This window comes from Sungkyunkwania multivorans (genome assembly GCF_042675645.1).
GTDB classification, from domain to species: Bacteria; Bacteroidota; Bacteroidia; order Flavobacteriales; family Flavobacteriaceae; genus Sungkyunkwania; species Sungkyunkwania multivorans.
This window is the reverse complement of sequence record NZ_JBHTJH010000004.1, coordinates 862,055-874,529: the sequence shown is the minus strand read 5'-3', so window position 1 is coordinate 874,529 and position 12,475 is coordinate 862,055. Positions and strand designations below refer to the sequence as shown.

The window sequence follows — 12,475 nt, the reverse complement described above, 5'->3', positions numbered from 1 at the left end:
GTTATGGAAAAGAAGGACATCATAAAAAACATACAAGACCAGAAAGAACGTCCACATCTGCGATTCAAGCTCAAAACAAAGACTGAAGAATTCACTGAAAAACTTTTCTACACCTTGTTCGATGCTGATACTGCGGTTGCTGATAACATAGACAGTCTAGAAATAGAATTTACCGAACTCGCAGATCTTGCTTGCTGGGACAAGCGCCATACTTGTGGCAAAACATGGCAGCGCTATTTAGAGACACTACCAGAGATCCTGAAGAAATTGAATCTTGATGCTAACGCCATATCACGAAGTGACCCTGCTGCAAAGTCGATCGAAGAGGTCTATCTCTCATATCCAGGATTCTTTGCCATTGCCATATATAGGTTGGCCCATGAATTATATAAGATAGGTCTTCCTTTGATCCCAAGATTAATGACCGAATTTGCACATCATCGTACTGGGGTAGATATCAATCCAGGTGCCCAGATCGGCGAATCCTTCTTTATCGACCATGCGACCGGAGTGGTCATAGGTGAAACGACCGTTATAAAGAATAACGTAAAGATATACCAAGGGGTAACATTAGGTGCGCTCTACGTTGCCAAAGAACTGGAAAATATAAAGCGACATCCCACCGTTGAAGACAACGTTACCATTTATGCGAATGCTACGATACTCGGCGGAGATACGATTATAGGAGCCAATAGCATCATTGGAGGGAATGCATGGCTTATCTCCTCGGTACCTGCCAATTCTATTGTAACACATCATCCCGAGGTAAAGATCAAAACACAAGTCAACGATTAAAGAGCAATGAATTCTACCATCATAGACCAAATCGGCAATACTCCCTTGGTACGATCTACAAAATTGAACACCAATCCCAACGTAACACTGCTCTTTAAGTTAGAAGGTAACAATCCTGGCGGTAGTGTCAAAGATCGTGCTGCATACAATATGATCAAAAGTGCACTGGAGCGAGGAGACATTGATAAAGAAAGTCGACTTATCGAAGCAACTAGTGGCAATACAGGCATTGCTTTGGCAATGATCGCGGGTATCTTTGGACTAAGTATAGAATTGGTAATGCCAGAGAACGCTACCAAAGAGCGTGTACAAACTATGAGCGCTTTTGGAGCAAAAGTGACGCTGCATCCAGAAGGTATCGAAGGGGCTAGAGACTATGCAGAGGAAAAGGTCACCAATGAAGGCTTCGTAATGTTAAATCAGTTTGCCAATGATGATAATTGGAAAGCTCATTACAAATCCACTGGACCCGAGATATGGAGAGATACCAATGGTACCATTACTCATTTTGTATCAGCCATGGGTACAACAGGGACCATCATGGGTACTTCGACTTTTCTAAAGGAGCAAAATAAAGATGTTCAAATTATAGGAGCCCAACCTACCGACGGATCTAAAATCCCTGGTATAAGAAAATGGCCGAAAGAATATTTACCAAAGATCTTTGACAGCAACAAAGTGGATCGAATATTTGAAGTAAGTGCTGAAGAGGCTACGATCATGGCGAAGCGTTTGGCAAAGGAAGAAGGTATCTTTTCTGGGATGAGCAGCGGGGGCGCCGCTACTGTTGCTCTAAGATTAGCGAGTGAGTTAGAGTCTGGGGTGATCGTTTCGATCGTGTGTGACCGCGGTGACCGCTACCTATCTTCAGATCTTTTCGCCTAGTTCACTCAAATTCTAAATTATTCAATGAAAGTCCCGAGGCGGGAGCAACAAACTCCAAATTGACATTGCTATTAGCTTGTAAACTCCTTTCGATATCGTTCAGCGACAGCTCTCCTTTCCCAAGCGCGATCAACGCACCTGCGATCATGCGTATCTGATACCTTAAGAAACCGGCCCCATGAACATGCAAGGCAAAACTCTCATCTGGAAAAAAGCTCGCCCTATGCAAATCATTGGGCAAGATCTCACATCTATCGATAGTTCTTTCAAACTGTGTCTTTTTTGAAGGTCTTACCGTGTAGGCCTTGAAGTTATGGGTGCCTTCGAAAAGTTTGGCCCCTGCCTTCATTTGTTCAATATTAAGTGTGTCTACAATATTTGCAATAAAAGGAGCGGCAAACGGGTGATTCTTTTTTCCATGTGAAAAGAGATAGACATATTCTTTTTGTTTCGCATGCTGAATGATATTAAAATGTTCATCAACCATCTTGATATCCGTCGCACGAATGTCTGGTGGCAAATTTTTATTGAATAGATCCATAAACACAGGAATATCTTCCAAGGGATGATCTACGAATAACTCAAAAGCGGCATGGGTCGCCGAGACCATGGCATCTGTACGTCCTGCTCCCAAAATTTTAAAATTCATGTTGCCTTCAAACACATAATTCAACGTTCTTTGGATCATCCCTTCCACAGTTTTGTGTGTAGGTTGTTTTTGCCAACCATGAAAACGAAACCCCAGATATTGAATACGTATCAAGTAATAGTAGCGTTGCTGCTTCATAAAGCGAAAATACATAAAACTAACTCTTGCGGAGAACTACGGCTAAAGACCAAAAGATATTATAAAGAAAAAAGGCTCCGCACTTCTGCGCGAGCCTTTTAAGATTGTAGTGCTTGTTATAATTTGGGACAATAACGGTAGCACTTATAACCAATAACCAAATAACCAAGGCTAAGAACGGGACATAATCCCTTACTTGAAAATTATTGTTGTCAACTCGCCATTTTTGTCGTCGAAACTAGAGGTTGTTGTACTTATGCGCTTAAAGGATAAAGAATTGTGACTGGCATGCTCATCGCCCTTACCATCGCCATGGAGGCAGCAGCCGAGACCTGGAAGGTCTGTAAAAAGAAAAAAGGCTCCGCACTTCTGCGCGAGCCTTTTAAGATTGTAGTGCTTGTTATATTTGGGACAATAACGGTAGCACTTATAACCAATAACCAAATAACCAAGGCTAAGAACGGGACATTATCCCTTACTTGAAAATTATTGTTGTCAACTCGCCATTTTTGTCGTCGAAACTAGAGGTTGTTGTACTTATGCGCTTGAAGGATAAAGAATTGTGACTGGCATGCTCGTCGCCCATACCATCGCCATGGAGGCAGCAGCCGAGACCTGGAAGGTCTGGAAAAAGAAAAAAGGCTCCGCACTTCTGCGCGAGCCTTTTAAGATTGTAGTGCTTGTTATATTTGGGACAATAACGGTAGCACTTATAACCAATAACCAAATAACCAAGGCTAAGAACGGGACATTATCCCAGTCTTGAAAATTGTTGTTGTAAAACTCGGTATTCTTGTAGTGGAAAAGCTGTTTTTTGTATATGGCTATTTATCAACCTTTTAATTTGGATGTCATTAGGACACCGAATTCAGTAGATAACGGAAACGTCTCCCTTGCCTTCTCTGATCACTTGAGGCTCATCGCTGGAAAGGTCGATCACTGTTGAGGCAATGTTGTCTCCATAACCTCCATCCACGACCGCATCGACTAAATTCTCCCACTTTTCTAAAATTAGTTCTGGGTCGGTGGTGTATTCCAGCAATTCATCTTCGTCATAGATCGAGGTCGACACGATTGGATTGCCCAACTCCCTCACTAGCATTCGTGCGATATTATTATCCGGCACTCTAATACCAACTGTCTTCTTTTTTTTGAACACTTTTGGTAGATCATTGTTCCCGGGAAGTACAAAGGTGTATGGCCCTGGTAAGGCCCTTTTTAAAATTTTAAAGGTAGCGGTATCTATTTGTTTAACGTAGTCCGACATATTGCTCAAATCGGCACAGATGAAAGAGAAATTGGCTTTTTCCAATTTGACCCCTTTGATGCGCGCTATGCGCTCTAGCGATTTGGTTTTTGTTATATCGCACCCTAAACCATACACTGTATCTGTTGGATATATGACCAATCCTCCATCGCGTAAAATCTTAACTACCCTAGCGATTTCCTTCGGATTTGGGTTTTCCTCGTATATTCTAATGAATTCGGCCATTATTTCTATCTAAAAGAGTTCATATCTATATAGAGATAATCTTAATGACAAAGATAGCTAATGTTGGCACACAGAATCCGCTATTCATAGTATATTTGACGACAATTTATCCTTACAATGAAAAAGATCCTTCTTCTTTCTGATACCCATAGTCATATCGACAAACAAATCTTAAAATACGTTGTTCAAGCGGATGAGGTATGGCATGCAGGAGACATCGGAGATCTAAAGGTAACAGACACCCTAAAGGCCCTAAAACCTTTGAGAGCCGTGTACGGCAACATCGACGATGACAAAGCGCGAAGGGAATTTCCCGAGAACGATCGCTTTTTCTGCGAAGGGGTCGATGTTTGGATGACCCATATCGGTGGCTATCCCAATAAGTATAATGGACGAATCCGCGAGGAGATCCATAAGAATCCTCCAAAACTGTTCATCTGCGGGCATTCTCATATTTTGAAAGTGATATTCGATAAGAAACTGGATCTTTTACACATGAATCCGGGAGCTTGTGGCAAGCACGGCTTTCATAAAGTGAGAACCATGCTTCGATTTACCATAGATGGGGAGAAAATAAGTGACCTAGAGATCATAGAATTGGAGAAACGAGTATGATCCGGTTTGATGCTCCCTATTGGTAAGGGTATTTTATGAATAAGCAAGCATTATGGAGGTCCCTTCCTTTTTTAGGCTTAAAATCGTACTTTTGCAGCTTTGCTAAACTATGACCGAATACGAAGAAAATATCGAGGTAAAAGGTGCCCGAGTTCATAATCTAAAGAATATCGACGTCACTATTCCTCGCGAAAAATTAGTAGTGATCACAGGGCTCTCGGGCAGCGGTAAGTCCTCATTAGCTTTTGACACTATTTACGCCGAAGGCCAAAGACGCTATATAGAGACCTTCTCAGCTTATGCCAGACAATTCTTAGGTGGTATGGAGCGACCCGACGTCGATAAGATCGACGGTCTTTCGCCAGTGATCGCCATAGAACAAAAAACCACCTCAAAAAGCCCACGTTCTACCGTGGGGACCATTACTGAGATCTATGATTTTTTGAGATTGCTCTTTGCACGAGCAAGCGATGCCTATAGCTATAACACCGGTCAAAAGATGGTGAGCTATAGTGACGAGCAGATCAAAGAATTGATCATCAAAGATTTTGAAGGAAAAAAGATCAATATCCTTTCTCCTATTGTCCGATCGAGAAAAGGTCATTATCGCGAACTTTTCGAGTCTATTTCAAAACAAGGCTTTGTAAAGGTGAGAGTTGATGGTGAGATCCTCGATATCGAAAAGGGAATGAAGGTAGACAGGTATAAGACCCATGATATTGAGATCGTTATCGATAGACTTCAGATAAATTCTGGAGATGAAATCGAAAAACGCTTGATGGAAACCATCAACACAGCCATGTATCATGGCGATGATGTTCTAATGGTGTTAGAACACGAGAGTACACAAGCACGATTTTTTAGTAGGAATTTGATGTGTCCGTCAAGTGGTATCTCTTATCCAAATCCAGAACCCAATACCTTTTCGTTCAACTCACCCAAAGGCATGTGCCCCAAGTGTAACGGGTTAGGTAGCGTTCATCAGGTAAATCATCAGAAGATCATCCCAAACGCCGCCATTTCCATCAAGAATGGGGGTATCGCCCCTTTGGGAGAATTTAAGAAGTCATGGGCCTTCAAACAAATGGAATTGATCGCAGAGCGCTTTGAGTTTAAGCTAAGCGACCCAATAAAGGAGATTCCATCCGAGGCATTAGAAATGATCTTGAATGGTGGGAAGGAACAATTCTCTATCGAATCTAAATCCTTAGGTGTTACGCGAAATTACAAGATCGATTACGACGGTATCATACCATTCCTAGAGCATACCTACAAAGAAGGGAATTCGACCTCCCTGAAACGTTGGGCGAAAGAATATATGGACAAGATACTTTGTCCAGAGTGTAAAGGATCCCGATTGCGAAAGGAATCGCTTTATTTCAAAGTGAATGAAAAGAGCATTGCCGAATTAGCACAAATGGATATTGTGGAACTTTCAAGCTGGTTTAAGGAAGTACCCAGTAAGCTATCCAATAAACAATTCAAAATTGCAGAGGAGATCTTGAAGGAGATCAACGCTCGTTTACAGTTTTTATTGGATGTTGGGCTCACTTACCTTTCGCTTAATAGAAGCTCCAAATCACTTTCTGGCGGAGAAGCGCAGCGCATCAGGTTAGCAACGCAAATAGGTTCGCAATTGGTTGGGGTGCTCTATATTTTGGACGAACCTAGCATTGGACTCCATCAAAGAGATAATGAACGGTTGATCAATTCTTTGGAATCTCTCAGGGATATTGGCAATTCTGTTATTGTCGTAGAGCATGACAAGGATATGATCGAGCGGGCCGACCATGTTATCGATATTGGCCCTCGCGCCGGAAGACATGGAGGAGAGATCATTTCCCAAGGCAATCTTAAAGAACTTATCAAACATCATACACTCACTGCAGATTACTTAAATGGCACCAAAGAAATTGCAGTGCCAAAGAAACGTCGGAAGGGAAATGGTAAAAAAATCACAATAAAGGGTTGTACTGGAAATAATCTCAAAGATGTTTCGGCAACTTTTCCTCTGGGGAAAATGATCGGGGTCACAGGAGTTTCTGGTAGCGGTAAATCCACCTTGGTCAATGAAACCCTCTATCCGATCCTCAATGCGCATTTCTTCAATGCTGTTAAGAAACCCATGCCTTATAAGAGCATTACGGGATTGAAGCATATCGATAAGGTGATCGACATCAACCAATCCCCTATTGGTCGTACCCCTCGGAGTAATCCAGCGACCTACACGGGCGTTTTCAGCGAGATACGAAGTCTATTTTCGAAAACACCGGAAGCTTCTATCCGTGGATATAAACCAGGCCGTTTTAGTTTTAATGTTACAGGTGGCCGCTGTGAGACTTGTCAAGGAGGAGGTTTAAGGGTCATAGAGATGAACTTCCTACCAGATGTCTATGTGGAATGCGAGACCTGTCAAGGGAAACGGTTCAATAGGGAAACATTGGAAATCCGATATAAGGGCAAATCTATTTCGGACGTGCTTAATATGACCATCAATGAGGCCTGTGAATTCTTCGAACATATTCCGAAGATCTATAGAAAGTTGAAGACCATACAAGATGTGGGATTGGGTTACATAACGCTTGGGCAACAATCCACTACCCTATCCGGCGGTGAAGCACAGCGCATTAAACTGGCTACCGAACTCTCTAAAAAAGACACTGGAAATACCTTCTATATTTTAGACGAACCTACTACCGGATTGCATTTTGAGGACATCAGAGTTTTGATGGATGTTCTGAACAAATTGGCCGATAAGGGAAATACCGTACTGATCATTGAGCATAATCTCGATGTGATAAAGATGGTAGACCACATCATTGACATTGGATATGAAGGTGGAAAAGGTGGAGGTGAAGTTGTTGCGACCGGCACCCCAGAAGAAGTTATCAAAGACAAGAATAGCTATACCGCTCAATTTTTAAAAAAAGAATTACTTTAGTCGGCATTTTAAAAGTAAATAAGAATATCGTATATGAGAAAAGAGCAAAGTCACAAAGGCTGGAATGAGATAAAGACAAACGATTCGTGGGCTATCTTCAAGATCATGGGAGAGTTTGTCAATGGATTTGAAAAAATGAGCGCCATCGGTCCATGCGTTTCTATTTTTGGTTCGGCACGAACCAAACCAGAGGATACATATTATAAGCTGGCAGAATCTGTTGCAAAGGCCATCGTGGAAGCAGGGTATGGCGTTATCACTGGTGGTGGCCCTGGTATCATGGAAGCAGGTAACAAAGGGGCACATCTCGCAGGAGGTACTTCGGTGGGGCTCAACATCGACCTGCCTTTTGAACAACATGACAATCCCTATATCGATGGTGATAAGAGCTTGGATTTCGATTATTTCTTTGTGAGAAAAGTGATGTTTGTAAAGTATTCTCAAGGATTTGTGGTGATGCCAGGCGGATTTGGAACGCTCGACGAGTTGTTCGAGGCCATGACATTGATCCAAACTAAGAAAATAGGACGTTTTCCTATCATCTTGGTTGGAAGTGAATTCTGGGGCGGCCTCATCGATTGGGTGAAGGAGACACTTTTGGAAAAATTTCATAACATTAGCCCTGGGGATACCGATTTGTTTAAAGTGGTGGATACCGAAAAAGAGGTCATAGAGATCCTTGATTCATTCTACAAAGAGTACAACCTGAGTCCAAATTTCTAGACTAAAAAAGATATAATTTCTATTAAGCCCGTTAGTAATGAATTAACGGGCTTTTTTATTGAAAATGACTACATTTGCCCTGCTAACTTTGAAAATGTAAAAATTGAAAAGAACCCCTATTTTTTTGCTCATCTTGTTTTGCGTGCAGTCGCTCTTAGCGCAAGACACCATCAAGACGATGTTTTACAATCTTTTAAACTTTCCATCGACCCAACCAAGCCGAGTATCACATTTAGATGCTATCCTCGATGATATACAACCCGACCTTTTTTTGGTCTGTGAGCTGGAAAATGAACAGGGTGGCGAATTTTTGTTCGACAATGCGCTTCAAAATGTAACCAACGATTATATAATGGCCCCATTCGTTTCCAATCAATCTACTGGAAATCAATTGCAGCAGCTGGCGTTTTACAACAAGAACAAACTGATATTGGATAATGCTACCACCCTTCAGAGCGATATTGTAACAACCGATCTGCGAGATATCAATAGGTATTCATTTATACTAAATACAGCTGACGCAGCGACCAATCCCATATATTTAGAGGTATTTGTGACGCATTTGAAAGCAGGAAATGGAGCCATCGACCCCAATAATGCAATACGAAGAGAGCTTGAAGTGCAGGCATTGATGGACTATTTGAACACCAACGCCACCACCTTTTCTAATAGATATATTCTATTCGCTGGAGACTTCAACGTGTATACTTCTGCCGAAGGTGCTTATCAGTTGATCTTAGATAGCATGAATAACAATAGCATCGATTTCATCGACCCGATCAATAGACCTGGCGCTTGGAATAATAATTCGAGCTTTCAAGATATCCATACACAATCTGCCTTTTCCAGCAATAGTCATATGCTTGATGAAAATGGCGACCCAGATGGCGCACAAGGTGGAATGGATGACCGGTTCGACTTTATCATGATTTCGGATAACTTACTAGGGAATGCGGAGCTGGAATATGTTCCAAACTCTTACATCGCCTACGGGAACAACGGGAATTGCTTTAATGACAATGTTAACGATACGAACTGCACCGGTACTTTTTCCCAAACGATACGGAATCATCTATTTAATTTTAGCGATCACCTTCCTGTGGTGATGGAGCTTCAGACAGATCAACAACTATTGAGCGTCGATGAGGTCGGAGAAGTTAGCACGGTAAGGCTTTCCAAAGGAACGATCGTGGGTAATACTCTCAGCGTGTCGCTTACCGATAACGTTTCGGTATACCAACTGGCCATTTATAATGTTTTAGGTCAAGAAATGGAACGAAAATTGATTCAGAATCAAACAAATGCCGATATTGACGTTTCAAACCTACCCTCTGGAGTCTATTACTTGAAAGTTGTGGCATCCAAGGGCGACATCACACTTAAGTTTATCAAGCAATAGTTGAAAAAACGCTATAAATATATACTCATTATCATCTTTGCCTGGTTTCAGTATGCTGGCTATGGCCAAAATCATTATACCATAAATGCCAAGCTAGATGTGGAAAATAAAACACTGAAGATCCAACAATTGATGGTTTTTCACAATCGCTCGAAAGATACTTTAAATCAATTGTATCTGAACGATTGGGCCTACGCATATGCGAATCGAGATACACCATTGGCCAAAAGATTTGCGGAAGAGTTCAATCGTGGTCTTCACTTAACAAAGGACAAAGACCGGGGAAATACCGATCTGATCGCCATTTCAGATAACAACTACGACTATATTGAGTGGAGTCGCCTAAAGAGACAAAGCGACATAGTTAAACTTCAGCTGAATTATCCCGTTTATCCTGGCCAGAAGTATGCGCTTAACGTATCCTACGAGGTACAACTCCCAAGTGACCGTTTTACACGATATGGCGTCGACGACCAAGGTAACTATTCGCTGCGCTATTGGTATCTAAGTTTTCCAGTATATAAGGAAGGTGACTGGAAATTGCACAGCAATAAGGATCTCGATGACATGTATATGCTTGGGTCCGATTACAAGATCAATCTAGAATATCCTTCCAATTTGTCATTGGTGACCGAGTTGGAAACCATATCCAAAAGCGAGTTAGACGGAAAAAAGTTCACCACGCTGATCGGATATAAGCGCACAGATATTAAACTATTCCTAAAAAAGAACAATGATTTTGTTGAATATGAGACCGATAAGTTCTCGCTGATCACCAATATGGACGATAAAAAGCTTTCGGCATTGTCCAAGTCATTGATCGTCGACCGTATATCGTATTTTATGGATGAACGACTGGGAAGTTTTCCGCACCAAAAACTCTTGGTCTCGGAAATCGATTACCGGAAAAATCCGGTGTATGGCCTCAACCAATTGCCTTCATTCTTTAGACCGTTTCCAGATGACTTTCAATTTGAGATCACACTCTTAAAGGCCGTTACGAACAACTATCTTGAGAAAACGATGCTGCTGGACCCAAGAGAAGAACAGTGGGTCACCAATGCGCTGCAGACCTATCTTATGATGGAATATATAGAAGAGTTCTATCCCGATATGAAACTAGCGGGCAATCTTTCCAACTTCTGGGGTATTCGACGGTATGAGTTCGCAAAGATGCAGTTTAACGAACAATACCCTTTCTTTTTTATGATGATGGCCAGAAAGAATCTGGACCAACCGCTTTCGAGTCCTCTGGATTCTCTGATCCGTTTCAACGAGAAGATCGCTAACAAGTATAAAGCTGGTGTTGGCTTCAAGTATTTGGAATCCTATTTGAACGCGGACATCATAAAAAATTCGGTCAAGAATTTTTATAATGAATACAAGCTCAAAGACATAAGCCAACAAGATTTTGAAAAAGAATTACGTGCAGCCTCACCCAAGGATATATCTTGGTTTTTCGATGATTTTGTTTCCACACGGAGTAAGGTCGATTATAAGATAAAAAAGGTAAAGAAGTTTGGAGACTCGTTAAAAGTGACCATTAAGAACAAAACAAAAAAGAATTTCCCTGTAACCTTGTTCTCTCTGCAAAAAGACTCCGTCATCTCAAAGATTTGGTTGGAAGGAATACAAGATCAAAAAACCATTACCATTCCGAGCAATGACGCCGACAAGCTTGTGTTGAACTATGACAAGGTGATACCAGAATTTAACCAACGGGACAACTGGAAGTCTGTAAATGGCTTCACATTCTACAACCGACCTTTTCAATTTCGATTCTTCAAGGATGCGGAAAATCCACATTATAATCAGATATTCTTTGTGCCTATAGCGACATTCAATGTATACGACGGATTTACGCCCGGTCTACGATTTTATAATAAGGCGATCATCAACAAGCCTTTTGTCTATGATATAAAACCTTCTTGGGCTTTTAAAGAAAAGGCCTTGGTGGGAAGCGGTTCCATCTCACTTACCGACAACTTTGAGGACGACGGTTTATACTTTGCGCGTTATTCATTAGGAGGTGCGACCTTTCATTTTGCTCCAAATTCTAGGTATATCTCTATAACACCTGCGGTTTCCTTTGGATTTAGAACTAAGGATTTTAGATCTAACAAACGGAATCTATTTACTTTACGACACGTCATCATACAAAGATCCAGAGATGATGGCACTCCTGTTGACACGGAGCCTGATTATAGTGTTTTCAATGCTCGTTATACCATATCCAATCCCGGTGCCATTAATTTCTTTTCTTGGAGAAACGATCTACAGATATCGAATAATTTTTCAAAGTTCTCGGCCGAAATAGAATATAGAAAGCTTTTCAGGAACAACAGACAATTCAATTTACGCCTATTTGCTGGGAAGTTCATATATAACGATACCGAATCTACAGACTTCTTTAGTTTTGGACTCTCGAGACCCAATGACTATTTGTTCGATTATAGCTTCCTAGGAAGATCGGAAGATGATGGTCTGGTAAGTCAGCAGTTTATTCTTGGCGAAGGTGGATTCAAGTCAAAATTGGACGACCGCTTTTCTAATGACCTTATGCTAACCGCGAATACGAGCTATAGTATTTGGCGCTACATAGAGGCCTATGCCGACTTTGGTGTCATCAAAAATGATGGAGAACCCTTCAAGGCCCTTTATGACTCCGGCATTCGCCTCAATCTTGTAGAGGACTATTTTGAACTATATTTTCCTCTCTACTCCAGTCGTGGCTGGGAACCGGGACTCCCCAACTATGGAGAACAGATTCGTTTTACGGTTACCTTGAGTCCTAAAACGCTGATCAACCTCTTCACAAGAAAATGGTTCTAATGGTTT

The 12,475-nt window shown here is 41.5% G+C and carries 11 protein-coding genes; 9 read left to right on the top strand and 2 right to left on the bottom strand.

Going from position 1 to position 12,475, the window contains the following annotated elements:
• Positions 1 to 3: 3 nt before the first annotated feature.
• Together epsC and cysM are read left to right on the top strand one after the other, a co-directional pair.
• Positions 4 to 795 carry a serine O-acetyltransferase EpsC gene (gene epsC, locus ACFQ1M_RS06830; protein WP_386405837.1) on the top strand — a complete coding sequence of 264 codons (792 nt, stop codon included), beginning with the start codon at positions 4 to 6 and terminating at the stop codon, positions 793 to 795.
• Between the two features lie 6 nt (positions 796 to 801).
• Complete coding sequence (gene cysM, locus ACFQ1M_RS06825; RefSeq protein WP_386405834.1) at positions 802 to 1,680, top strand: cysteine synthase CysM; 879 nt, start codon at positions 802 to 804, stop codon at positions 1,678 to 1,680.
• Position 1,681: 1 nt separating this feature from the next.
• Here cysM and truA read toward each other — a convergent pair whose 3' ends face one another.
• Positions 1,682 to 2,482 carry a tRNA pseudouridine(38-40) synthase TruA gene (truA, locus tag ACFQ1M_RS06820; RefSeq protein ID WP_386405832.1) on the bottom strand — a complete coding sequence of 267 codons (801 nt, stop codon included), beginning with the start codon at positions 2,480 to 2,482 and terminating at the stop codon, positions 1,682 to 1,684.
• A 273-nt stretch (positions 2,483 to 2,755) separates the two neighbouring features.
• Between truA and ACFQ1M_RS06815 the strand changes: the two genes are divergently transcribed.
• The gene (locus tag ACFQ1M_RS06815; RefSeq protein WP_386405829.1) at positions 2,756 to 2,950 is read left to right on the top strand and encodes a hypothetical protein; all 195 of its coding nucleotides are present in this window, start codon (positions 2,756 to 2,758) and stop codon (positions 2,948 to 2,950) included.
• A gap of 88 nt (positions 2,951 to 3,038) precedes the next feature.
• Complete coding sequence (locus ACFQ1M_RS06810) at positions 3,039 to 3,233, top strand: hypothetical protein (protein WP_386405826.1); 195 nt, start codon at positions 3,039 to 3,041, stop codon at positions 3,231 to 3,233.
• A gap of 102 nt (positions 3,234 to 3,335) precedes the next feature.
• On the opposite strand, the gene ACFQ1M_RS06805 is transcribed toward ACFQ1M_RS06810, so the two are convergent.
• On the bottom strand, positions 3,336 to 3,959 hold the full coding sequence (locus tag ACFQ1M_RS06805) for an L-threonylcarbamoyladenylate synthase (RefSeq protein ID WP_386405823.1): 624 nt from the start codon (positions 3,957 to 3,959) through the stop codon (positions 3,336 to 3,338).
• A gap of 117 nt (positions 3,960 to 4,076) precedes the next feature.
• Between ACFQ1M_RS06805 and ACFQ1M_RS06800 the strand changes: the two genes are divergently transcribed.
• The 5 genes from ACFQ1M_RS06800 (at position 4,077) to ACFQ1M_RS06780 (ending at position 12,469) form a co-directional block, all read left to right on the top strand.
• The gene (locus ACFQ1M_RS06800; protein WP_386405820.1) at positions 4,077 to 4,574 is read left to right on the top strand and encodes a metallophosphoesterase family protein; all 498 of its coding nucleotides are present in this window, start codon (positions 4,077 to 4,079) and stop codon (positions 4,572 to 4,574) included.
• Between the two features lie 109 nt (positions 4,575 to 4,683).
• Complete coding sequence (gene uvrA / locus ACFQ1M_RS06795) at positions 4,684 to 7,515, top strand: excinuclease ABC subunit UvrA (protein WP_386405817.1); 2,832 nt, start codon at positions 4,684 to 4,686, stop codon at positions 7,513 to 7,515.
• 33 nt (positions 7,516 to 7,548) lie between these two features.
• Entirely contained in the window at positions 7,549 to 8,238 is a 690-nt protein-coding gene (locus ACFQ1M_RS06790; protein ID WP_386405814.1) for an LOG family protein, read from the top strand.
• Positions 8,239 to 8,341: 103 nt separating this feature from the next.
• Entirely contained in the window at positions 8,342 to 9,637 is a 1,296-nt protein-coding gene (locus tag ACFQ1M_RS06785; protein WP_386405811.1) for a T9SS type A sorting domain-containing protein, read from the top strand.
• Complete coding sequence (locus tag ACFQ1M_RS06780) at positions 9,638 to 12,469, top strand: metalloprotease (protein WP_386405808.1); 2,832 nt, start codon at positions 9,638 to 9,640, stop codon at positions 12,467 to 12,469.
• The last annotated feature ends 6 nt before the right edge of the window (positions 12,470 to 12,475 follow it).